Origin of the sequence: Flintibacter faecis (genome assembly GCF_014287875.1) — a bacterium.
GTDB lineage: Bacteria > Bacillota > Clostridia > Oscillospirales > Oscillospiraceae > Lawsonibacter > Lawsonibacter faecis_A.
This window is the reverse complement of record NZ_JACOPN010000003.1, coordinates 64,882-86,224: the sequence shown is the minus strand read 5'-3', so window position 1 is coordinate 86,224 and position 21,343 is coordinate 64,882. Positions and strand designations below refer to the sequence as shown.

Annotated in this window: 24 protein-coding genes; 16 read left to right on the top strand and 8 right to left on the bottom strand. The window is 62.7% G+C overall.

What is annotated here, in order from left to right; genetic code table 11:
* Positions 1–69: 69 nt before the first annotated feature.
* The 5 genes from ispE to H8S55_RS05070 all read right to left on the bottom strand — a co-directional run bounded on the left by ispE (position 70) and on the right by H8S55_RS05070 (position 5,124).
* Positions 70–930, bottom strand: a complete 861-nt coding sequence (gene ispE / locus H8S55_RS05090; RefSeq protein ID WP_186878063.1) for a 4-(cytidine 5'-diphospho)-2-C-methyl-D-erythritol kinase — start codon at positions 928–930, stop codon at positions 70–72.
* 13 nt (positions 931–943) lie between these two features.
* Entirely contained in the window at positions 944–2,227 is a 1,284-nt protein-coding gene (locus tag H8S55_RS05085) for a DUF1015 domain-containing protein (protein WP_186878062.1), read from the bottom strand.
* Between the two features lie 539 nt (positions 2,228–2,766).
* Positions 2,767–3,366, bottom strand: a complete 600-nt coding sequence (gene thrH / locus H8S55_RS05080) for a bifunctional phosphoserine phosphatase/homoserine phosphotransferase ThrH (protein ID WP_186878061.1) — start codon at positions 3,364–3,366, stop codon at positions 2,767–2,769.
* 91 nt (positions 3,367–3,457) lie between these two features.
* On the bottom strand, positions 3,458–4,648 hold the full coding sequence (locus H8S55_RS05075) for a pyridoxal phosphate-dependent aminotransferase (protein WP_147561193.1): 1,191 nt from the start codon (positions 4,646–4,648) through the stop codon (positions 3,458–3,460).
* Complete coding sequence (locus H8S55_RS05070; RefSeq protein WP_147561195.1) at positions 4,645–5,124, bottom strand: Lrp/AsnC family transcriptional regulator; 480 nt, start codon at positions 5,122–5,124, stop codon at positions 4,645–4,647. Before H8S55_RS05070 ends, H8S55_RS05075 begins: the two co-directional genes overlap by 4 nt.
* 306 nt (positions 5,125–5,430) lie before the next feature.
* On the opposite strand from H8S55_RS05070, the gene pnuC reads away from it, so the two are divergent.
* The 10 genes from pnuC (at position 5,431) to H8S55_RS05020 (ending at position 12,537) form a co-directional block, all read left to right on the top strand.
* Positions 5,431–6,129 carry a nicotinamide riboside transporter PnuC gene (gene pnuC, locus H8S55_RS05065; RefSeq protein WP_186878060.1) on the top strand — a complete coding sequence of 233 codons (699 nt, stop codon included), beginning with the start codon at positions 5,431–5,433 and terminating at the stop codon, positions 6,127–6,129.
* Between the two features lie 253 nt (positions 6,130–6,382).
* Positions 6,383–7,294, top strand: coding sequence for a stage III sporulation protein AB (locus tag H8S55_RS05060; protein WP_186878059.1), 912 nt, complete (start codon positions 6,383–6,385; stop codon positions 7,292–7,294).
* A 1-nt stretch (position 7,295) separates the two neighbouring features.
* A complete protein-coding gene (locus H8S55_RS05055; protein WP_186878058.1) occupies positions 7,296–7,805 on the top strand; it encodes a stage III sporulation protein AB in 510 nt (169 codons plus the stop codon).
* 32 nt (positions 7,806–7,837) lie between these two features.
* The gene (spoIIIAC, locus tag H8S55_RS05050; protein ID WP_147561203.1) at positions 7,838–8,032 is read left to right on the top strand and encodes a stage III sporulation protein AC; all 195 of its coding nucleotides are present in this window, start codon (positions 7,838–7,840) and stop codon (positions 8,030–8,032) included.
* A gap of 8 nt (positions 8,033–8,040) precedes the next feature.
* Complete coding sequence (locus H8S55_RS05045) at positions 8,041–8,421, top strand: SpoIIIAC/SpoIIIAD family protein (RefSeq protein WP_243200471.1); 381 nt, start codon at positions 8,041–8,043, stop codon at positions 8,419–8,421.
* Complete coding sequence (locus H8S55_RS05040) at positions 8,418–9,494, top strand: stage III sporulation protein AE (protein ID WP_186878056.1); 1,077 nt, start codon at positions 8,418–8,420, stop codon at positions 9,492–9,494. The genes H8S55_RS05045 and H8S55_RS05040 overlap by 4 nt, the downstream gene beginning before the upstream one ends.
* Complete coding sequence (locus H8S55_RS14335) at positions 9,491–9,970, top strand: hypothetical protein (RefSeq protein ID WP_186878055.1); 480 nt, start codon at positions 9,491–9,493, stop codon at positions 9,968–9,970. Before H8S55_RS05040 ends, H8S55_RS14335 begins: the two co-directional genes overlap by 4 nt.
* The gene (locus H8S55_RS05030; RefSeq protein WP_366467415.1) at positions 9,967–10,503 is read left to right on the top strand and encodes a SpoIIIAG-related protein; all 537 of its coding nucleotides are present in this window, start codon (positions 9,967–9,969) and stop codon (positions 10,501–10,503) included. The genes H8S55_RS14335 and H8S55_RS05030 overlap by 4 nt, the downstream gene beginning before the upstream one ends.
* Positions 10,504–10,521: 18 nt before the next feature.
* Positions 10,522–11,142: a SpoIIIAH-like family protein gene (locus tag H8S55_RS05025; protein ID WP_186878054.1), complete on the top strand. Its 621-nt coding sequence runs from the start codon at positions 10,522–10,524 to the stop codon at positions 11,140–11,142.
* 132 nt (positions 11,143–11,274) lie between these two features.
* Positions 11,275–12,537: a CAP and S-layer homology domain-containing protein gene (locus tag H8S55_RS05020; protein WP_186878053.1), complete on the top strand. Its 1,263-nt coding sequence runs from the start codon at positions 11,275–11,277 to the stop codon at positions 12,535–12,537.
* Positions 12,538–12,783: 246 nt separating this feature from the next.
* Here the strand turns inward: H8S55_RS05020 and H8S55_RS05015 are convergent, their stop codons facing one another.
* The 3 genes from H8S55_RS05015 to H8S55_RS05005 form a co-directional block, all read right to left on the bottom strand.
* A complete protein-coding gene (locus H8S55_RS05015) occupies positions 12,784–13,128 on the bottom strand; it encodes a HepT-like ribonuclease domain-containing protein (protein ID WP_186878052.1) in 345 nt (114 codons plus the stop codon).
* Positions 13,118–13,417, bottom strand: a complete 300-nt coding sequence (locus H8S55_RS05010; protein WP_186878051.1) for a nucleotidyltransferase family protein — start codon at positions 13,415–13,417, stop codon at positions 13,118–13,120. Before H8S55_RS05010 ends, H8S55_RS05015 begins: the two co-directional genes overlap by 11 nt.
* Positions 13,418–13,530: 113 nt before the next feature.
* Positions 13,531–14,388, bottom strand: a complete 858-nt coding sequence (locus tag H8S55_RS05005; RefSeq protein WP_186878050.1) for a PD-(D/E)XK nuclease family transposase — start codon at positions 14,386–14,388, stop codon at positions 13,531–13,533.
* Positions 14,389–14,648: 260 nt separating this feature from the next.
* On the opposite strand from H8S55_RS05005, the gene nth reads away from it, so the two are divergent.
* Genes nth through holA form a run of 6 tightly spaced genes read left to right on the top strand, consistent with a single transcriptional unit; the run spans position 14,649 to position 21,150 of the window.
* Entirely contained in the window at positions 14,649–15,308 is a 660-nt protein-coding gene (nth, locus tag H8S55_RS05000; RefSeq protein WP_366467411.1) for an endonuclease III, read from the top strand.
* A 2-nt stretch (positions 15,309–15,310) separates the two neighbouring features.
* Positions 15,311–15,724, top strand: a complete 414-nt coding sequence (locus H8S55_RS04995) for a DUF2500 domain-containing protein (protein WP_186878298.1) — start codon at positions 15,311–15,313, stop codon at positions 15,722–15,724.
* Positions 15,721–16,410: a YczE/YyaS/YitT family protein gene (locus H8S55_RS04990; protein WP_243200470.1), complete on the top strand. Its 690-nt coding sequence runs from the start codon at positions 15,721–15,723 to the stop codon at positions 16,408–16,410. Before H8S55_RS04995 ends, H8S55_RS04990 begins: the two co-directional genes overlap by 4 nt.
* Before the next feature lie 32 nt (positions 16,411–16,442).
* The gene (locus H8S55_RS04985) at positions 16,443–17,732 is read left to right on the top strand and encodes a replication-associated recombination protein A (RefSeq protein ID WP_186878048.1); all 1,290 of its coding nucleotides are present in this window, start codon (positions 16,443–16,445) and stop codon (positions 17,730–17,732) included.
* Positions 17,733–17,767: 35 nt separating this feature from the next.
* A complete protein-coding gene (locus H8S55_RS04980) occupies positions 17,768–20,092 on the top strand; it encodes a DNA internalization-related competence protein ComEC/Rec2 (RefSeq protein ID WP_186878047.1) in 2,325 nt (774 codons plus the stop codon).
* Positions 20,093–20,112: 20 nt separating this feature from the next.
* Positions 20,113–21,150: a DNA polymerase III subunit delta gene (gene holA / locus H8S55_RS04975; protein ID WP_186878046.1), complete on the top strand. Its 1,038-nt coding sequence runs from the start codon at positions 20,113–20,115 to the stop codon at positions 21,148–21,150.
* Positions 21,151–21,343: the final 193 nt, after the last annotated feature.

Below are 21,343 nucleotides of genomic sequence, written 5' to 3'. Positions count from 1 at the left end.
CCTCCCGGCGGCAAAAAACCGCCCATACGATCAGCGATGTGCCTACAGTATGGGCGGAAATGAGAGGATTTAAACGGTCTCGGCCAGAAAAACCTCCTGATAGCGCTGCTTCAGGACATCGTAAGCGGCTTGGGCCTGACTTTGGCTGGAGAACAGGCCGAAGGCGGTGGGGCCGGTGCCGCTCATGTTGGCCCCCAGAGCGCCCTGCTGGATCAAGGTGTTCTTGATATCGGCCACCCGGGCCAACTGCCGCTCGGGCAGCACGTCCTCGAACACGTTGTACATCCGCCGGGCCACCTCCATCAGGTCCCCCTGCTCTAAAGCGGCCATCAGGCCGTCGGCATCGGGGCGGCGGCGGATGCGGCAGCTGTCGATTCGGGCGAACAGCTCTGGGGTGGACACGGGGAAGTCGGGCTTGCAGGCCACCACCCAGCAGTGGGGCAGGGGAGACAGGGGGGTGAGCACCTCGCCCCGGCCCTGGGCCAGGGCGGTGCAGCCCAGCACACAGTAGGGCACGTCAGAGCCCACCGCCTCGCCCACATGGGCCAGCTCCTCCGGGGAGAAGGGGTCACCTTCCAGCCGGTTCAGGGCCCGGAGGACGGCGGCGGCATCGCTGCTCCCCCCGGCCATGCCGGCACACACAGGGACATGCTTCGTAATGGAGATGTCCAGGTCCCGGGCGGGGCGGCCTAGAGCCTGGTAAAAGCACACCGCCGCCTTGCCCGCCAGGTTTTTCTCCCCGGTGGGCAGAAAGTGAAAGCTGCTGCTGACCTGGATGCCGGGGGCCCGGCCCGGGCGCAGGGTGAGCCGGTCGGCCAGGGTGATGGACTGCATGACCATTTTCAGGTCGTGATAGCCGTCCTCCCGGCGGCCCAGTACGTCCAGGGTGAGGTTCAGCTTGGCGGGGGCCTGAATGGTGAACTCGTCCATGATAGGCCTCCCTTTAAGTGCGGATCTTCCGGGCTTCCAGATAGAACCGCTTGTCCTGGGCCTCGCCCATGGAGAAGGTCTTCCGGGGCAGCACCCCGTCGAAGATCACCGTGGGGAACAGGGACTCCTTGGCCATGGCGGGCAGCAGGAAGCCCATGGCCCCCGGCTGCCGGGACAGCCGGCGCACCACATCGTCCCCGTGGATATAGTCCACCCGGGCGGCGGGATGCGCCTTTAAATAGTCGTCCAGAAAGGCCTGGAGGGTGCCTACGGCCAGCTGAGCGGCGGGGTGGGGGACGGTGTAGTCCTGCTCCCGGTCCTGATACACGGTGGTGAAGACATGGCCCTCCCCCCGGCCGGGGTGACCGTCGGGATAATACTGTTTCAGTTCGGCCAGCAGGTCCTCCGGCTCCACGCCGAAGACCACCCGGTGGATGGGCTCGAACTCCAGGGACTGGTCGTGGAGGTTGTTCAGCTCCACCAGGGCGTACCGGGCGGGCAGAGAGGCCCACTGCTCCGGGGGGGTGAGCTTCTTCTGCCGCTGATAGCACTCCTTCGCCGTGGCCAGGGAGTGGTTGCCGTCGCCCACGGCGAACAGCAGCACGCTGGCATCGGGGGCGGTGTGATACCGGGCCCGGAAGGCCTCCGGGTCGGCCAGGCGGCACAGGGCGTCGGCCACCTGAGTCATCTGGGCCTGGGACAGCTGCCAGCCCCGGATGTGGCCGCCGTGCTCCATCAGCTCAAAGTCATAGAGGGGGGTCATGTCCCTGGTGTGGGCGGACAGAGGCTCGATGACCGTCTTGTCCGGGTCGTCGGCCAGCAGCATCACATGGGGCAGCTCGATGGGGGCGTTCTTCCGCACGGCCACCCGGGGCGGGATGCGGGAGAGGACCGTCCCCTCGGTGGCCCGGATGGGGGCGGAGGAGCCGGGCTCGTAGTCATACTGCTCCAGATCCACCATGCCGACGAGGCCCCGGCGGGTCTTGCCGCTGCTCAGGGTGCGCTCCACATAGAATAGGCTGCCGGGATAGACGGTGAAGCGGCCGTCCCGGAGATAGCGGCTCATGGTGTTGTTGATCTCGGTGATGTCGGTCTCCACATTGGGGCCCTCTAAGCAGCTCTCGGGCAGGATGAGCCGCAGGGAGGAGGGGGCGGAGCCCACCCGCTCCTCCACCCGCTGCCAATACTCCGGCTGGGAGGTATACTGGTCGCAGGCCACCACGCTCCACAGGGACAGGTCGCAGCCCTGGGGCAGCAGAATATCCGCCGGGCGGAAGGGAAGTTCTTCGTAAGTCATGGTATACGCCTCGCTTTTTTCAGTGATGAGTTAGGAGTGATGAGTTAGGAGTTAAGACTGTAAAAAAACCGTTTCTGTCATTCCGAGGAGCGCAGTACCCGCAGGGGGCGGATGAGGGCGGGTATCGTTGGGTGCGGAGGCCATCGAACGGGCGGATGGGGACATCCGCCCCTACGGACGTTCCCTTGTAGGGGCCGCTGTCCCCAGCGGCCCGTCGATAACGGGTGTACCCCCGTGGTCCCCCTCATCCGTCATGGCTGCGCCATGCCACCTTCTCCCCTGCGGGGCGAAGGCTTTGGCCGTTCCGTCGGGAGCGCTCAAATGTCGATGGCGTTCCCCTCATCCGTCACGGCTTACGCCGTGCCACCTTCCCCCAGGGGAAGGCTTTTTGTTTCTTACCCCAGGAGCCGGTGTAGGGGCGGATATTATCCGCCCGGAATCCCCCCGCTGGGCCTCGTCGCAATGACAGGCTTTTTTGACAGGCTCAGGAGTTATCCATAACTCATCCCTCATCCCTCCTAACTCTGAACTATTTTGCGTTAAAGGGCAGCCTTGATGGCGGAGAGCAGGTCGTCAAACGCCTCAAAGGCGGGCAGCTCGGGGTGGTCGGCCTTGATGGCGGCGGTGCTCTTGAACAGGAAGCCCGCCTTGCTGGCCTGGATCATGCCCAGGTCGTTGAAGCTGTCCCCGGCGGCGATGGTCTCGAAGCCGCAGGACTGCAGGGCCTTCACGGTGGTCAGCTTGGACTGGGGGCAGCGCATCTGAAAGCCGGTGATCTCCCCGCTGGGGGCCACCTCCAGGGTGTTGCAGAACAGGGTGGGCCAGTTCAGCTTTTTCATCAGGGGCTTGGCGAACTGCTCGAAGGTGTCGCTGAGGATGATGACCTGGGTCTCCTCCCGCAGGGCGTCCAGAAATTCCCGGGCACCGGGCAGGGGGTCGATGGTGGCGATGGTGGCCTGGATCTCCTTCAGGCCCAGGCCGTGTTCCTTCAGCACGCCCAGCCGCCAGTTCATCAGCTTGTTATAGTCGGGCTCGTCCCGGGTGGTGCGCTTCAGCTCAGGGATGCCGCTGGCCTGGGCAAACGCGATCCAAATCTCGGGGACCAGCACGCCCTCCATATCCAGACAGACAACATTCACGATAAACACCCTTTCGTTATAAATTTAATTTAGTGATGAGTTAGGAGTGATGAGATAGGAGTTATTTAACTGATCCCTCCTAACTCCTAACTCATCCCTCACCCCGTCCCTGCTTGCGGCGCAGGTTGGTGAGGAAGTTATCCAGCCGGGCGACAGACTCGGCGATGTCCTTCATAGAGGCGGCATAGCAGGCCCGGACAAAGCCCTCGCCCCCTGGGCCGAAGGCGCTGCCGGGGATGACGGCCACCTTCTCCTCCATGAGGAAGCGCTCGCAGAACTCCTCGCTGCTCAGACCGGTGGAGCGGATGTCGGGGAAGACATAGAACGCGCCCTTGGGCTCGAAACAGGACAGGCCGATGCGATTGAGATTTTCCACCAGATACCGGCGGCGGCGGTCATACTCCTCCCGCATATGCTCGATGTCCGGGTCGCCGTTGCGCATGGCCTCCACAGCGGCATACTGGCTGGTGGTGGGGGCGGACATGATGCCGAACTGGTGCAGCTTGAGCATCTGCTGGATGACAGGCTCCGGCCCGCACACATAGCCCATGCGCCAGCCGGTCATGGCGTGGCTCTTGGAGAAGCCGTTGACCACGACGGTGCGGTCCTTCAGGCTGGTGAGATTGGCGGGGGAGACGTGGCGCTGGCCATAGGTCAGCTCGGCATAGATCTCGTCGGACAGCACCATGATGTCCGTACCCTCCAGCACCTGGGCGATGGCCTCCAGGTCCTGGCGGTCCATGGTGCCGCCGGTGGGGTTGCAGGGGAAGGGCAGCACCAGAACCTTGGTGTTGGGGGTGATGGCGGCGCGCAGCTCCTCGGGCGTCAGGCGGAACTTGTTCTCCACCTTCAGCTCCAGGTACTTGGGTACGCCGCCGGACATCTCGGTAAGGGGGCCGTAGCACACGAAAGAGGGGGTGGGGATGATGACCTCGTCCCCCGGGTTGAGCAGGCAGCGCAGGGCCAGGTCGATGCCCTCGCTGCCGCCCACGGTGACCACGATCTGGTGGGCGTAGTCATACTGCAGGTCGAAGCGGCGGTTGAGATAGGCGGCGATCTCCCGGCGCAGCTGGAGCAGGCCGGCGTTGGAGGTATACTTGGTGTGGCCCCGCTCCAGAGAATAGATGCCCGCATCCCGGATGTGCCAGGGGGTGACGAAGTCGGGCTCGCCGATGCCCAGGGAGATGGCATCGGTCATCTCCTCCAGAATGTCGAAAAATTTGCGGATGCCCGAGGGCTTGACCCCCTGGATGCGCTGGTTCAGGATGTTTTCATAGTTCATACAAAGATATACTCCCTTTCCTCAGGGTCCTGGGGGCGGAACACCAGGTGCTTTTCCTTATATTTTTTCAAAATGAAGTGGGTGGCCGTGCCGGTGACCCCCTGGATGGTGGACAGCCGCTCGCTGACGAACAGGGCCACCTCCCGCAGGGTGCGGCCGGAGATGATCACGGTCAGGTCGAAGGCCCCGCTCATGAGATACATGCTCTCTACCTCGTCATACTGATAGATGCGCTCGGCGATGCGGTCAAAGCCGTCGGCGGACTGGGGGACCACGTTTACCTCGATCAGGGCGGTGACGGCCTCCTTGTGGACCCGGTCCCAGTCGATGATGGCCTTATAGCCCAGAATGACCCGCTCTTCCTCATATTTGTGAATGGCTGCCTTCACGTCTGCCTCAGACATCCCCGCGATGGTTGCCAACTGCTCGGTGGTCATGGAACAATCCTGCTCCAACAGCTCCAACAGCTTATCCATGTGGATTCCTCCGTTCTCATTTGAGTGTTTCAGTATCAAACAATACTTCATTTTATTATACATATTTTCAGCGGGAAAAACAATCCCACAGTTGCCCGGGAAAAGCGGTTTTTTTAAAAAGACCAAAGCCGGAGAAAAGAGGACTTGTAAACCGGGAGGAGATATGCTACAGTATGGTATACAAGCAATATGCAGCTGCCACCGGGTAGCAGATCGTGAAAGCGTTCGCCGGCGTATCGTTAGGTCTTAGAAGATACGTCATGCGGGCGCTGTTTTTTCCGGGCGGCGTTGAAGGAGCGGATGTGTGTGAAAAAAGAGTGGTTTGCCCTGTCACCCGGTGAGCGGGGGCTGTGGCTTTTCTCTGTGGCGGTGGTGGCCATGGCCGGCGTGCTGGGGGGACAGACCACGGCGGCGGGAGTGCTGGGCCCCGTCATCGGGGTGACGGCCCTCATTTACATCGCCCGGGGGGCGGTGCTGGGCCAGGTGCTGATGGTGGTGTTCAGCCTGGTCTATGGCTATCTGTCCTTCTACTGCCGGTATTATGGGGAGATGGTCACCTACATGGGCATGACAGGGCCCATCTCCGCCATGACTGTTGTCACCTGGCTGCGCCACCCCAGCCAGGAGGAGAACCAGGTGGAGGCCGCCCGGCTGTCTCCCCGGCTGCGCTGGATCATGGCGGTAAGCGCAGCGGGGACCACATGGGCCTTTTACTACATTTTAAAATACTTCCATACCGCCCAGCTGCCCCTGAGCACCCTGTCCGTCACCACCAGCTTTTTGGCATCGTACCTCATGCTGTTTCGCAGCAGCATGTACGCCGTGGCCTACGCCGCCAATGACCTGGTGCTCATCGGCCTGTGGGTGCTGGCCGCCCGGAACGACCCGGCCAACTGGTCCATGGCCATCTGCTTTGCCATGTTTTTCTGCAACGACCTATATGGCTTTGTCAGCTGGCGCAAACGGCAGCGGCAGCAGGAGCTGCTGAAAGGACAAGAGAACTAAGTTATGTCATTCCGAGGAGCGAAGCACCCGCAAGGGGTACGCCGCAGCCGTAAGGCAGCAAAGCTGCCAACGGCTGCGCAGCGACGTGGGGATCCGTCCCTTGGACGAGAGAGACGGATTGCCGCGTCGGGCTTTGCCCTCCTCGCAATGACAAGGCATAAAACGGACCCGCCGCGGGAGACTGCGGCGGGTCCGTTTTTGGTTCTAGCCCAGAGAGGACAGGCATAGGATGGGGGCAAAGGAGGGGACAGGCATGGAGACGGAAAAACGGACCTGGGCCTTTGACCAGGCGGCGGGGGCGCTGCCCCAGCGGCTGCGGCGGCTGGCCCTGACCCTGCCTCCAGGGGAGCGGGCCTGGGCGGAGGAGCTGCGGCTGCGGGCGGGACAGCCCCTGTCGGTGGTATTTCCAACGGGAGAGCGGAGCCTGGGTGGGCCGCCGGTGGAGCCACGAGAGCTGGAGCAGCTGCTGGAGCTGGCCACCCGGGCTTCGGTCCACACGGCCCTGCCCCAGCTGCGCCGGGGCTTTCTCACCATAGAGGGGGGCCACCGCATCGGCCTGTGCGGCACAGCGGTGATGCGGGAGGGGGAGATGGTCCAGCTGCGGGGCCTGTCCTCCGCGTCCATCCGCATCGCCCGGCAGGTGAAGGGGGCGGCGGACGGGCTGCTGCCCCGGCTGTGCCGGGGGGGACGGCTGACGGACACTCTGATCCTGGCTCCCCCGGGGCTGGGCAAGACCACCCTGCTGCGGGACCTGATCCGCCAGGTGTCCGACGGGATCGACTGCCAACCGCTGCGGGTGGCCCTGGCGGACGAGCGGGGAGAGGTGGCCGCCCTGTATCAGGGCCTGCCCCAGCTGGACGTGGGGGAGCGCACCGATGTGCTGGACGGCTGTCCCAAGGCCCGGGGGCTGATGCTGCTGCTGCGGGCCATGAACCCCCAGGTGCTGGCGGTGGACGAGATCACCGCCCCGGAGGACGTGGCCGCCCTGTGTGCGGCGGCGGGCTGCGGGGTGACGGTGCTGGCCACCGCCCACGGGGAGAACCGGGCGGACCTGTCCCGGCGGGCGGTGTATGCCCCCCTGTGGGAGCGGAGCCTGTTCCGCCGCCTGGTGACCATCCGCCGGGGACAGACGGGGCGGGAATACGTGGTGGAGGAGCTGAACTGACATGGTACGTCTGCTGGGGGCGGTGCTGGTGGCCGGGGGCGCGGCCTGGACGGGACTGTCGGCGGCGGAGGGCCTGAAGCGCCATGTCCGCACGCTGGAGACCATAAGGGACGGGCTGGCTCTGCTGGAGCAGGAGCTGGAGCTGGACAGTCCGCCCCTGCCCGAGCTGATGGAGCGGCTCATCCCCCGCAGCGCCGGCCCTGCCAGGGCGCTGTTTCAGGGCTGCCGGGAGAGCCTGGAACGCCTGAGTTGGGAGCCCTTCTCCCAAGGCTGGCGCAGGCTGACGGAGACCCTGCCCGGCCTGGACGGGGAGACCCGCCGCACTTTAGAGCCCCTGGGGGACGTTCTGGGCCGGTGCGACTGGAACGAGCAGCGGCGGCGGGTGGACGCCATCTGCCGCCGGGTGGACGAGCTTCGGGTCCGGGCGGAAGAGAGACAACGCCGGCAGGGGAAGGTATATCGGGCGTTAGGAGCCGCCGGAGGGGCGTTTTTGGTCATTCTCCTGCTGTAAAGGCGGCGGGGATACGAAAGAGGGGGACGGAAATGGACGTGGACCTTATTTTTAAGATCGCCGCTGTGGGTATTCTGGTGGCGGTGCTCAATCAGGTGCTCAGCCGGGCGGGCCGGGAGGAACAGGCTATGATGACCACCCTGGCGGGGCTGGTGGTGGTGCTGATGATGGTGGTGCGGGAGATCGCCGACCTGTTCGACCTGGTAAAGACCCTGTTCCACCTGTGATGGACGGGATGATCCAGGTGGCCGCGGTAGGGGTCACGGCGGCTCTGCTGGCGGGGGTGCTCCGCCGGGGGGCACCGGAGTTCTCCCTGGTATTGGTGCTGTGCGCCGGAGCCTGGATGCTCCTCTCTGCGGCGGACAGCCTGGGGGCGGCGGTGGCCCTGATGGAGGAACTGGCCGGTCTGGCGGGGCTGGACGAGGCCCTGCTGGAGCCGGTGGTGAAAACGGTGGCCCTGTCCATCCTCACCCGTTTGACGGCGGAGGTGTGCCGCTCCTCCGGCGAGGGAGGGCTGGCCGCCTTTGTGGAGACGGCGGGGACGATCCTGGCCCTGGGGGCGGCCCTGCCCCTGGCCCGGGCGGTGACGGTCCTGCTGGCGGAGATGCTGACATGAGACGATGGGTGATACTTGTATTGACGCTGGTGCTGTGTATTATCCCTGTGGCGGCGCTGGACGGGGAGACTGTCCCCGGCTGGGACGGGCTGTGGGACCAGGCGGAGGACTATGGCGTGACCCGGGACACGGGGCTGGAGGGCGGCCTGTCCCAACTTGCCGCCCAGGGCCTGGAGCAGCTGAAGGAATTGGCGGGACGGAGCGTGGCCACAGGGGTGAAGCTGCTGGCGGTGGTGCTGGTGTGCGGCCTGGCCCAGAGCGCCGCCCTGCCGGGGCAGCAGGAGGGGGTCCGGGCGGCGGAGCTGGCGGGAGCGCTGGCCATCACCGCCCTGACCATGACAGACGTGGCCGCCATGATCGGCTTGGGGCTGGAGACCCTGAGACGGATGGACGACTTCTCCCAGGCCCTGCTGCCGGTGATGGCCGCACTCACCGCCGCCACAGGCCGGGTGTCCGGTGCGGCAGTGGGCCAGGGGGTGACGGTGCTCTTCTCCCAGCTGTTATTAGATGCGATGGACGGGCTGCTCATCCCCCTGATCGACGGCTATGTGGCCGTCAGCTGCGCCTGGGCGGCGGTGGACAGCCCAGGGCTGAAGAAGCTGGGGGAGCTGATGAAGGGGGCGGCCGCCCTGCTCCTGACGGGATTGCTGCTGACCTTTGTGGGCTATCTCACCGCCAGCGGGGCCATTGCAGGCAGTGTGGATGCCGCCGCCGTGAAAACGGCCAAGCTGGCCATCTCCCGGGCCATCCCCGTAGTGGGGGGCATTTTGGCCGATGCCTCGGAGACGGTGCTGGCCGGGGCGGGTGTGCTGCGGGGCACGGTGGGGGCGGCGGGGATGCTGGTGGTGCTGGCCATCTGCCTGACCCCCTTCCTCCACCTGGGACTGCACTATCTGGTGTATAAGGCTGCGGCTGCCCTGTGTGCGCTCATCGCCCAGCCCAGACTCAGCGGGCTGATCGACGCTTTGGGCGGGGCCTTCGGCATGGTGCTGGGCATGACGGGGGCGGGGGCGCTGATCCTGCTGGTCAGCGTGGCCTCCGCCCTGGCGGCGGTGGGAGGGGGGATCGGATGAAGCAGTGGCTGATGCGGGTCATCGCGGCGGCCATCTTGTGTACCATTGCCCAGGACCTGTCCCCAAGGGGCAGCGTGAAGCAGGTGGGGCGGCTGGTGTGCGCCATGGTGCTGCTGTGTGCGGTACTCTCCCCAATAAAAACGCTGGATGTGGCGGCGGGCGGGCAGTGGCTGACGGACTATCGGGCGGCCCTGGCGGACAGCCGGGCGGCGCTGACAGAGCAGGGGGAGGGGATCCAAATGGCCGTCATAGCGGAAAAATACCGGGCATACATTGAGAGCAAAGGGGCGCAGCTGGGCCTGAAGTGTCAGGCTCAGGTGGACTGCCGGGAGGAGGGAGGGATCTATGTGCCGGACCGGGTGGAGGTGACGGGGGACCTGGCCCAGGGGGACTGGGACGGGCTGCGCCGCTGCCTGGAGGAGGAACTGGGCGTGCCCCCGGAGCGGCAGAGCTTTCGGGAGGAGGGTGCGCCGTGAGGGAGAGACCGGAAGGGGAGCGTTTGACCCGGCTGGGCCAGCGGTGGAAGACGCTGCTGGGCACCTATCGCTGGGCGCTGCTCGTGGTGGCGGTGGGGGCCCTGCTCATGGCGCTGCCCACCGGGAGCGGGAGAAGCGCCGGCGAAGGGGCGGCAGAGGTCAGCGCCGGAACGGCGGAGGACTTTAATCTGGAGGGCTTTGAACAGCGGCTGGCGGAGGCCCTGTCCCGGGTGGACGGGGCGGGGGAGACCCGGGTGGTGCTCACTCTGGACGGGGGTGCCCGAAGCGTGCTGGCCCGGGACAGCCAGACAGAGTCGGACGGCAGGGGCAGCTCCACCGTGGTCACCGTGGGCCGCGGCTCCGGGAACCAGAGTGTGGTGCCGGTGCAGACCCTCACTCCAAGCTTTCGGGGGGCGCTGGTGGTGTGTCCCGGGGGCGGAGACCCCCTGGTGCAGCTGCGGCTGAGCCAGGCGGTGGCCGCCCTAACCGGCCTGGGCAGCGACCGGATATCCATTTGTCAGGGGACCAATTAACAAGCGGGAGGAATGAATATGAGAACGGGAAAAAAGGGGACGAACTGGGTGCAGCTGTGGAAGCGCAACGCGGTGGTGGCGGCCGTCGCCCTGTTCGTCTGTGCGGCGGTATACTTAAACTGGAGCTATGACCAGCAGGCCCAGGCGGGCAAGACCCTGGGGCAGTCCACTATGGTAGGGGGGCAGAGCCAGGACCCCCTGCTCTCGCAGGAGACGGATGCCTCCGCCGGGGACACCTCCACCGCCGCCCCCGCCCAGGAGACGGCGGAGCCGGGCAGCGCCAGCGGGGACTATTTTGCCGCCGCCCGCCTGAACCGCCAGCAGGCCCGGGACAGCGCCCTGTCTTTATTGCAGGACGCGGCGGGGCGGGAGGACGCAGACCAGACGGTGAAGGACCAGGTGAACACCGCCATCCAGACCATGGCCGACTACACCGTCACCGAGGCCCAGATCGAGAATCTGGTGCTGGCCAAGGGCTATGCCGACTGTGTGGCTTTCATTGGGGAGGACTCCCTCAGTCTGGCGGTGGCCGCACCGGAGAGCGGCCTGAACGAGGCGGACACCGCCAAGCTGGTGGACGTGGTGAACCAGACGGCAGGCTTCACCGCCGACCAGATCAAGATCATTCAAGTCAATTAAGCAATTTAAGCAATAATCAGGGGGACGGTTCCTGTGATTCGTGGCGATCATAGGAAACGTCCCCCTGATTACTTGATTACACCGTCATTTATGGTATACTTTACAACAAGAGAGAATAAAGGAGGTTTTTCCATGAAACGAAAATTAACTGCCCTGTTGGCGGCAGCGGCGCTGTGTCTGTCGCTGACGCTCCCTGCAAGCGCGGCAGGGAGCTTCGCGGATGTCTCGCCTACCAGAGATGCCTGGTGCTACACCCAGGTGATGCAAGCGTCAGAAGCCGGACTGATGAACGGCTACGGCAGCAGCCTGTTCGGCAAAAATGACCCCATCACCCGCGGTCAGATGGTGCAGATTTTGTACAACTACTACGGTGAGGACTGCGGCACAAATTCCGGCTTCTCTGATGTGCCCTCTTCTGCATGGTACGCAAAGGCTGTGACATGGGCGAGCAAGAAGGGCGTGGTCAGCGGCTATTCCAACGGCACCTTTGGCCCCGACAACCAGCTGACACGGGAGCAAATGGTCACCATCCTGTACAACGTGGCCGACAAGCCTGCAACCAACACCTCCGCCATCTCTCAATACAGCGACTATTATCAGGTGGCCAGCTACGCCGCCGACGGCTTCGCTTGGGCCGTCTCCAACAAGGTGGTCAGCGGCACCAGCAGCACGACCCTGAGCCCCCGTGGAACCGCAACTCGTGCTCAGGTAGCGGTCATTTTGATTCGCTATCTTGAAAACGTGGAAGGGGTCCAGTTTCCTGAGGTAAATGGTGGTTCTACGCAGCCTGTCGAGCCTACACCTACTCCTACACCGACGAAGCCTGATGCGAGCAATAGCCAGAACTCTGATGGCACAACGAATGCGGCTTACGTGAACAGCCTGTGTGACGTTGGAAAGAGCAATGATTATCCTACTACGGGTGACGCATCTTCTCCTAATGCTAACGGGTTCTATACCAAGGCAAATGTCGATATCTCTGGAGCTAAACTTCAGTACGATGTGATTCCTTATGTCAATGCATTCCTTGCAAAGCATCCTGACCAAATTGAAGAAACATGGGATGTAACGATGCATTGGGTGACAACCGACGAGCAGGAAGAGTATACGTTACTTCGTGCAAAGGAAGCGTATTCTTATTTTGAACATGCTCGTCCTGATGGTTCAAGTGGGATTTCTGGTGAAAATTTGTATCGTGGCGAAAACGGGGCAGAAAGAGTTATTAAAGCATGGGAAAATTCAAGTGGACATGCATCAATTATGCTTAATGCCGGATACAAAAGTTACACAACATGCGTTGCTTCCTATAATGGTGTATGGGTAATGACTATTTGGGGTGACATGAGTTCTGCCTTAGTTATTAAATGTGCTCCTTATAATTACTACGTAAAATAAAAAGGGGAGTTTCGAATCACGGGGAATCACGGGGACGATTCCTTTGAGATTTCCGGAAAAAGAATGATACAAAATCCAACGCAAGGCGGTTGTTTCGGCAGCTGCCTTGCGTTTTTTTGACAATCAATGCTGTTTTTTGACAAGAAAAACAGATACGGACAGCGTAATTTGACAGAAAAAGGAAAGTTTGGTATACTGTAATCAGGGGGACGGTTCTTGTGATTCGAGAACCGTCCCCCTGATTATTTAAAGTGTCCCCAGAATCTTTGCCAACTCACGGTTCAACTGCGGGATATCTTCGGAAACGGTCTCCCAAACGATCAACATATTGACCCCATCATACCCGTGAACAATGCGGTTCCGCATTCCATAAATCTGCCGCCAAGGAATGGATATGATCTGCTCTTTTGTATCATCGCTCAGAGATGTTTTTGCTAATTCTCCAATCTGCATGAGATTAAAAACAGTCGCTTCCACACGCATGGAGTCCGCCTCGAAATCCGCAAGCTGCTTGCAGTTTTGACAATACCGCATAATAGCATCCGTGTGCTGCAGCAGTTTTTTCAAGACCCGAATATCTTTACTGTCCATAGATGGATACCCCGCTGCTTTGAATCTCACGCTCCACTTTGGAGCCTTGTTCGATCTGCGTCACATCCAGCAGATCCACCGGAATATTCAAAGCGCATGTCACGCTTTCCAGCAGCCCGAAAAATTTCAGCCCCCGGAGGCCGCTGTCTACCAGCAGGTCAACATCGCTGTGTTCCGTGGCGGTGCCTTTTGCGTAAGAGCCAAACAGCACCGCCTTTCGGACACCGTGTTCAGAAAAAACGGGATTTAAAATGGACTTTAATTCAGACAATGAATAAATCTTACTCATAGGGCACCTCCAAACACTTTTTCTAAGTGTAGTATATCACAAAAGGCCAGAAACGAGAAGAAATATTCTGTGAAATGTACGGCTGGACACAAGAACCGTCCCCCTGATTATTTTTACTCGGGAATAGAAAGCCCCAGTTTCTTTAGCGCCGCAATAACCTCTTCTTCGCTGCGTTCGGACAGTGCAGTCATCTGTACGAGTGAAAGTTTCTGTTTGCTCATATTTTGGACAAGTTGGAGAAATGCTTCATTAAGCTCGTTCTTAACAATGTTTTCAACCGTTCTGCTGAGTTCCTTTTTTACAAGGTCTTCCACAGCTCTGCACATAGTCCCAACTCCTTTCGGTTCTTCTTTGAAATATTTTGTACGCTGTTTCAACGCCTGGAAATGCATCTGTTCCGGGTCTCTCGTTCTGAAATCTGCCATCAACTTTCCCAGCGCCGTTGAAGCGTCCTCATAAGCGGCATTCACATATAGGATGTGCGCATCATCGTCGAATACCTCGTATTGTCCGGTGCGTTCAACGCGATATCTTCTCTCGATGCGATAGCACAACTGCCCCTTCCCCAGTATGTCGTTTTCGGTGATAAAGATGACATAAGTTTTGGGAAGGTCTGTGCAGTCATCACCTGGCTGCGTGATATTCGCGTCCAGCATGGCGCTGTTATAACGAGCGCGTTTGGTGCCGGCACCTTTGTCCGCTCGTTGAACTTCGATGTTATACTGCGTATGGGCGTCATCTTCCGCCCAAACGTCGAAGCGGACAGAACGCCCCTGAATGTTTTTGAGCGTGTCCTGTATGTGAAAACTTTTGACCTTTAGCGTTGGGATGTCCATGACGATTTGGAGCATCAACTCCAGACACGCCTTGTCCTCGAAGACCTTCGTCATGAAATCATCGTCGAGAAGGCGAAAGTTTCGAACGACTTCTAAGATTTGCGGGTCATACTTCTTGAAGGGGTCCTCCAGCATTTGCACACCTTCTCTCTCGGGATAACTTCACAACGCTTTCTACGACTATATTATACGGGGCGAACAGATCTAATGCAAGAGGTAATTACGGGGACGGTCCTTATGATTAGCTGCTAATCACAAGAACCGTCCCCCTGATTATTTCTGCCTAGTTTGAAAAAAGGCTCGAAAAACGGCGGCAAGTGTGATATCATCAAATCGATCATAGTATTTCGATCACCAGAACCCGAATGACTTTAAGCAAAGGAGACGCTGCCGCCGTGGGAAAAACACCGGAGCAGGTGCGGGCCATCGTGGAGGAGCTGAAAGCCCTCTATCCCGACAGCCTGTGTTCCCTGCAATATGAAAAGGATTATGAGCTGCTGTTTGCCGTGCGTCTGGCCGCCCAGTGTACCGACGAGCGGGTGAATCAGGTCACCCCCGCCCTTTACGCCCGGTTCCCCACCCTGGAGGCCCTGGCCGGGGCGGACGTGGCGGAGGTGGAGCGCTATGTCCACTCCACCGGCTTCTTCCGGGCCAAGGCCCGGGACATCGTCCTGTCGGCCCAGATGCTGCTGCGGGACTATGGGGGCCGGGTGCCCGGTACCATGGAGGAGCTGCTGAAGCTGCCCGGGGTGGGGCGGAAGACGGCCAACCTGATCTTGGGCGACGTGTATCACGTGCCCGGGGTGGTGGTGGCGGACACCCACTGCATCCGCATCACCGGGCTGCTGGGCCTGACCGACGGCTCCAAGGACCCGGGAAAGGTGGAACAGCAGCTGCGCCGGGTGCTGCCCCCGGAGGAGTCCAACAACTTCTGCCACCGGATGGTCCTCCACGGCCGGGCGGTGTGCATCGCCCGGCGGCCCCAGTGCCAGAGCTGCACCCTGCGGCCCTGGTGCGACTACTTCATGAAGAATGGAGAGGAGGAGACCCCGTGATGATGGACCCCGGCTTTGGTTTCAGCTCCTTTGAGAACATGTTCACCATTGTCCTTGTGATCGTGGTCATCGGCTTTATCGTGGTCATCGGTTCGTTCATCGTCATGGCGGTGCGGGGCACGGCACAGTGGAACCGGAACAACCAGTCCCCCCGGCTGACGGTGGATGCCGAGCTGGTGAGCCGCCGCACTGAGGTGTCCACCTTTCACCACGGTGGCCACAACGGGACCGACATGTGCCACATCAGCAGCAGTACCACCTATTACGTGACCTTTCAGGTGGACAGCGGGGACCGGATGGAGTTCTCCGTCAGCGGCCAGGAATACGGCCTTTTGGCCGAAGGGGACCGGGGCAAGCTGACCTTTCAGGGGACGAGATACCTGGGCTTTGAACGGGAAAAGGTGAAAAGGACTTGAGCCTTATATTGACTGAAAAAACAGAGAGTGAGAGAACGAATAGACAGACGCTGAGCCGCTGGGGCATCTATACCGTGGGAATGCTGGTGCTGGCCATGGGGCTGACCCTGAACACCAAGACGGGGCTGGGGGTGTCCCCCATCCTGTCCCTGGCCTATTGCAGCACCCGGATCTGGGGCGTGAACCTGGGGGACGCCACCTTTGTGCTGTATGCCCTGTTCGTCATCGCCCAGCTCATCCTCCGGGGGAAGCGCCGGCAGTGGTATGACCTGCTGCAGCTGCCCCTGAGCCTGGTGTTCAGCCGGGTGCTGAACGTATATGACCGCTGGGTGACCTATGACCCGGCCCGGCACGGCCTGGCCGCCAATCTGGTGTGTCTGGCCCTGGCCATCCTGGTCACCGGTGTGGGCGTGTCCATGACGGTGAACATGCGCCTGGTGCCAAATCCGGGCGACGGCATCGTCCAGGCCATCGCCGACCTGATGGGCCGGGACCAGGGCTTTGCCAAAAACTGCTTCGACCTGGTGTGCGTGGCCCTCACCGTTATCCTGAGTCTGGTCATGCTGGGCAAGGTCGCAGCGGTGGGCCTGGGCACGGTGCTGGCCATGGTGGGCGTGGGCCGGGCCATCTCCCTGGTGAACCGCTTTTTCAAAGATAAAATGTGCCGTGCGGCGGGAATGCTGTAAAACCGCCGCTTTTTCAGAAAGGAAGTACGCAAATGGCATACCGCCCTCTGGCAGATGAGATCCGCCCCAGCGCTCTGGACGACGTGGTGGGGCAGGGGCATATTCTGGGCAAAGACGGCCTGCTCCGCCGCATCATCGAGGGGGGCGACGTGCCCAACCTGATCTTCTACGGCCCCTCGGGCACGGGAAAGACCACCGTGGCCAACATCATTGCCCAGCGCACCCGGCGGCCACTCCACCGGTTGAACGCCACCACCGCCGCCATCTCTGACATCAAGGAGATCATGGGGCAGGTGGGCACCCTGCTGGCCCCGGAGGGGGTGCTGCTCTATCTGGACGAGATCCAGTATTTCAACAAGAAGCAGCAGCAGTCTCTGCTGGAGTTTATGGAGGACGGGCGCATCACCCTCATCGCCTCCACCACCGAGAACCCCTTCTTCGCCGTGTTCGGGGCGGTGCTGTCCCGGGCCACGGTGTTTGAATTCAAGCAGATCACGCCGCAGGAGGCGCTGCCCGCCGTGGAGCGGGGCTTTTCTATCATGGAGCAGCGCCTGGGGGCCCAGGCCCAGTGCGAGCCGGGGGTGAAGGAGTACATCGCCCAGGCCTGCGGCGGCGACATCCGAAAGGCCATGAACGCGGTGGAGCTTCTGCTCAGTGCCGCCAAGCGCCAGCAAGGAAAACTCCTTGTCACTCTGAGCGACGCGGAGACGGTGGCCCAGAAGTCGGCCATGCGCTATGACCGGGAGGGGGACGCCCACTTCGACATCGCCTCCGCCCTGATGAAGTCCCTGCGGGGCTCTGACCCGGACGCGGCGCTGCACTATCTGGCCCGGCTGCTGGAGGCGGGGGACATGCTCACCGCCATCCGCCGGCTGCTGTGCTCGGCCAGCGAGGACGTGGGCATGGCCTATCCCATGGCGGTGCCCATCGTGAAGGCCTGCGTGGACAACGCCCTGCAGCTGGGGCTGCCCGAGGCCCGGCTGCCCCTGGCCCAGGCGGCGGTGCTGCTGGCTACCGCTCCCAAGTCCAACTCGGTGTACCTGGGGATCGCCGCCGCCCAGGCGGACATCCGCCGGGGCAGGACGGGGGACATCCCCCGGCACCTGCAGAACGTCCACGCCGACTCCTCCGGTATGGAGCGGGACCAGGGCTATCTCTATCCCCACGACTTTCCGGGCCATTGGGTGCAGCAGCAGTACCTGCCCGACGAGCTGGCGGGGACCCAATATTATCACTTCGGCCCCAACAAGACGGAGCAGGCGGCCCGGCGGTACTGGGAGGAGATCAAAAAGTCCAAGGGGCCGGATCAGACAAAACCGTAAATTTCCGGCGTGACCCGGAGAGAGGAGGGAAGCCTGTGCGGATCTTAGCCACGGCGGCCTTTGCCTTCGCCGCCGGTGTGTTCAGCACCCAGGTCCTGCCGGAGGGCGGCTGGCTCCCTCTGGGGCTGGCCGCCCTGGCGGCGGCGGTCCTGTGCGCCCTCCTGCGCCGGAGCGCAGCCCGACCGGAGAGAAAACGCCGCCGGGTCTTACTCCGGGCGGCCCTCATTTTCGGCGGAGCGGCCCTGGGTCTGCTGTACACGGCGGGCTATCGCCAGGTAGCTCTGGCCCCCGTCCGGGCCCTGGACGGGCGGACGGTGCGCTTTGAAGCCGTGGTGCGGGACTGGCCGGTCAGCCGGGACTATGGCCGCTGGCAGATCCCCGTGAAGGGCGGGGAGGAGGGCGAAAAGCCCCTGTCCGCCCTGCTGTTCACCGACGAACAGGGGGCCGGCCTGCGCCCGGGGGACCGGGTGACGGGGGTGGCCCACTGCACCGCCGCCACCCACACCAGGACGGGGGAGGACATCACCTATTACACCGCCAAGGGCATCTTCCTCCAGGCCGACCTGTACGGCAAGCTGACGGTGGAGCCGGGGGCCAGGCCCCCTTGGCGATACTGGCCTGCCTATCTGTCCCAAAAACTGAAAGGGGGCATCGGCCGGGCCTTTCCCCCGGATGTGGCCCCTGTGATCCAGGGCATCGTCACCGGCGGACGGGAGAACCTCAGCGACCCCTTCACCACCTCCCTCCAGCGCACGGGACTGTCCCACACGGTGGCGGTGTCCGGGATGCACCTGGCCTTTCTGGCGGGGGCTGTCACCCTGCTGCTGGGCAGGGGAAAACGGAGCGGGGCCGCATGTACGTTGATCCTGGCCGCGCTCTTCTGGGGCGTGGCCGGGGGGACCCCGTCGGTGAGCCGGGCGGCGGTGATGCTGGCTCTGCTGCAGGTGGCTCCGCTGCTGGGCCGGGAGCGGGACAGCTTCACGGCACTGGCCTTCGCCTTGGCGGTGCTGCTGATATGGAACCCCTTCTCCGCCGCCCATGTGGGGCTGCAGCTGTCCTTCGGGGCGGTGGCGGGCATCCTGCTGAGCTCGGATGGGGTACAGGGGAGGCTGAACGCCTTTCTTCATCTGGACAGGCCCATCAAGAGCCGAATACTCCGGCTTGCCCAAGGTGTCCCCCGGTTTTTCACGGCCACCCTGTCGGCAACATTGGGCGCATCGGTGCTGACGGTGCCTATGGCGGCGCTGCACTTCGGCCAGGTGTCGTTGGTGTCGCCCCTGTCCAACCTGCTCACGTTATGGGCGGTGGCGGCGCTGTTCCTGGGCGGGCTGTGTGTGGGCCTGATGGCCTGTGTTATGCCTGGGACGGCGGCTGTGCTGGCGATTCCCTTTACACTGATCGGGCGCTATTTAAACTGGGTGGTCCAGGGCCTGGGGCGGCTGCCCCTGGCCGCTCTGCCTTTGAATTCGTTCTACTACCGGGCGTGGGTGGTCTATCTGTGCCTGCTGCTGGCCCTGGCGGCCCTGCTGCGGGGACAAAAGCGGTGGATCATCCCCGGCTGCGCCGCCGTGACAGCCCTGACTGCCTGCTTCTGGTTCACCGCACTGAGCTTTCAGTCGCCCGGATTGACGGCGGCGGTGCTGGATGTGGGCCAGGGGCAGAGCGTCCTCCTCCGGCTGGACGGCCGCCTGGTACTGGTGGACTGCGGCGGCGACGGACAGCAGGACGCGGGGGATGCGGCGGCGGACTATCTCCAGACCCGGGGCGGGGAGAAGCTGGATGCGCTGGTGGTCTCCCACTACCACAGCGACCACGCCAACGGCGTGCCGGAGCTGCTGCGCCGGGTGGTGGTGGACCTGCTCCTCCTGCCCGATGTGGAGGAGGGCGACCCCCTGAGAGAGGAGATCTTGACCCTGGCGGCGGAGCGGGGCATAGAAGTCCGATTTGTCTGCGGGGACACCCATCTAAGCTTTCCCGGCGGGCAGCGGCTGACCATATTCCCACCCCTGCAGTCGGCGGGGGAGACCAACGAGCTGGGGCTGTGCGTGCTGGCCTCCGCCGGGGACTTTGACGTACTCATCCCCGGGGACATGGGCGGTCAGGGGGAGGAGCGGCTGCTCTCCCACACCCGGCTGCCCAGGGTCGAGGTGCTGGTGGCGGGCCACCACGGCTCGGCCACCTCCACCACCCAGGCCCTGCTGGATGAGATACAGCCGGAGACGGCGGTCATCTCTGTGGGCAAGCGCAACCGCTATGGCCACCCCGCCCAGGAGACCCTGGAGCGGCTGGCCCTGGCCGGGACAGACATCTACCGCACCGACCTGCAGGGGACGGTCACCGTCCGCAGCGGGGAACACTAAAAAAACAAGGAGGGGCAGCCATGCCGCCCAAGAAGAAACCGGACACCGCCGGATATCAAAAACTGAAAAAGGACCTGGCGGACCAGCGCCCGGGGCAGCTGTATATCCTCCATGGGGAGGAGACCTACCTCCGGGACTACTACCTGGGCCGCCTGCGGGAGCAGCTGCTCTCCGGGGGCATGGGGACCTTTAATTTCCACCAGCTGGAGCCCAAGGACATGTCCCCCCACGCCCTGGAGGAGGCCATCGACTGCCTGCCCATGATGGGGGAGCGGACCATGGTCCAGGTGACCGATTTCGACCTGTTCAAGTGCGGGGAGAAGGACCGGGAGGGCTATACCAAGCTGTTTTCTCAGCTGCCCGACTATGTGTGCGTGGTCTTTGTCTATGATCTCATCGACTATAAGGGGGATGCCCGGACCAAGCTGGCCGCCGCCATCAAGGAGCACGGCACCGTGGCCAACTTCCTCCGCCAGGACCAGGGGGACCTGGTGGACTGGGTGCGCCGCCGCTTCCGGGCGCTGGGCAAGGACATCGACTCCCGCCTGGCTTTGGATATGATCTTCCTGTGCGGCGACCTGATGACCAACCTCATCGGGGAGATCGAGAAGGTCGGGGCCTATGCCCGGCAGAAGCACATCACCATGGGGGATATCCAGGCGGTGGCCACCCCCCAGCTGGATGCGGTGGTCTTCCGCATGACCGACGCCATCGGCGAGGGGAAGTTCGACCAGGCCATGTCCGTGCTGGGGGAGCTGTATCAGATGCAGGAGCCCCCCATCAAGATCATGTGGTCGGTGGGGCGGCAGATGCGGCAGCTGTACTCCGCCCGTCTGGCCCTGGAGCAGGGCAGAGGCCCGGCCTACGTGGCTCAGCTGTGGGGCATCAAGCCCTACCCCTCGGAAAAGCTGATGCGCAGCGCCAAGCGGTTCAGCCTGAAGTGGTGCCGCCGGGCGGTGGTGCGCTGCGGCCAGATCGACTTGGCCATGAAATCCTCCGGCCAGGACGGGAAGGAGCTGCTCACCGGTCTGATGCTGGAGCTGGCGAACCCCGCCTGACCGTAGGGGCAAGAGGAATGGGGCTGCCCTCTCAGTCACGGCTAACGCCGTGCCAGCTCCCCCACAGGGGGAGCCAAGGGGACGAGGGGGGGCGGAACGCTGCGCCGCTTTCGTTCCTCGGAATGACAGGAAAGGGTTCATCGACACGCTGCGGGCCGCTGGGGACAGCGGCCCCTACGATTGTAAAAATGAG

Bases quoted from the DNA above. Each gene is read 5' to 3' on its own strand.
- ispE (WP_186878063.1), bottom strand. From the start codon at position 930: ATGGACGAGTTCACCATTCAGGCCCCCGCCAAGCTGAACCTCACCCTG.
- H8S55_RS05085 (WP_186878062.1), bottom strand. From the start codon at position 2,227: ATGACTTACGAAGAACTTCCCTTCCGCCCGGCGGATATTCTGCTGCCC.
- H8S55_RS05075 (WP_147561193.1), bottom strand. From the start codon at position 4,648: ATGAACTATGAAAACATCCTGAACCAGCGCATCCAGGGGGTCAAGCCC.
- H8S55_RS05070 (WP_147561195.1), bottom strand. From the start codon at position 5,124: ATGGATAAGCTGTTGGAGCTGTTGGAGCAGGATTGTTCCATGACCACC.
- H8S55_RS05060 (WP_186878059.1), top strand. From the start codon at position 6,383: ATGGAGACGGAAAAACGGACCTGGGCCTTTGACCAGGCGGCGGGGGCG.
- H8S55_RS05055 (WP_186878058.1), top strand. From the start codon at position 7,296: ATGGTACGTCTGCTGGGGGCGGTGCTGGTGGCCGGGGGCGCGGCCTGG.
- spoIIIAC (WP_147561203.1), top strand. From the start codon at position 7,838: ATGGACGTGGACCTTATTTTTAAGATCGCCGCTGTGGGTATTCTGGTG.
- H8S55_RS05045 (WP_243200471.1), top strand. From the start codon at position 8,041: ATGATCCAGGTGGCCGCGGTAGGGGTCACGGCGGCTCTGCTGGCGGGG.
- H8S55_RS05040 (WP_186878056.1), top strand. From the start codon at position 8,418: ATGAGACGATGGGTGATACTTGTATTGACGCTGGTGCTGTGTATTATC.
- H8S55_RS14335 (WP_186878055.1), top strand. From the start codon at position 9,491: ATGAAGCAGTGGCTGATGCGGGTCATCGCGGCGGCCATCTTGTGTACC.
- H8S55_RS05025 (WP_186878054.1), top strand. From the start codon at position 10,522: ATGAGAACGGGAAAAAAGGGGACGAACTGGGTGCAGCTGTGGAAGCGC.
- H8S55_RS05020 (WP_186878053.1), top strand. From the start codon at position 11,275: ATGAAACGAAAATTAACTGCCCTGTTGGCGGCAGCGGCGCTGTGTCTG.
- H8S55_RS05015 (WP_186878052.1), bottom strand. From the start codon at position 13,128: ATGGACAGTAAAGATATTCGGGTCTTGAAAAAACTGCTGCAGCACACG.
- H8S55_RS05010 (WP_186878051.1), bottom strand. From the start codon at position 13,417: ATGAGTAAGATTTATTCATTGTCTGAATTAAAGTCCATTTTAAATCCC.
- H8S55_RS05005 (WP_186878050.1), bottom strand. From the start codon at position 14,388: ATGCTGGAGGACCCCTTCAAGAAGTATGACCCGCAAATCTTAGAAGTC.
- H8S55_RS04995 (WP_186878298.1), top strand. From the start codon at position 15,311: ATGGACCCCGGCTTTGGTTTCAGCTCCTTTGAGAACATGTTCACCATT.
- H8S55_RS04985 (WP_186878048.1), top strand. From the start codon at position 16,443: ATGGCATACCGCCCTCTGGCAGATGAGATCCGCCCCAGCGCTCTGGAC.
- holA (WP_186878046.1), top strand. From the start codon at position 20,113: ATGCCGCCCAAGAAGAAACCGGACACCGCCGGATATCAAAAACTGAAA.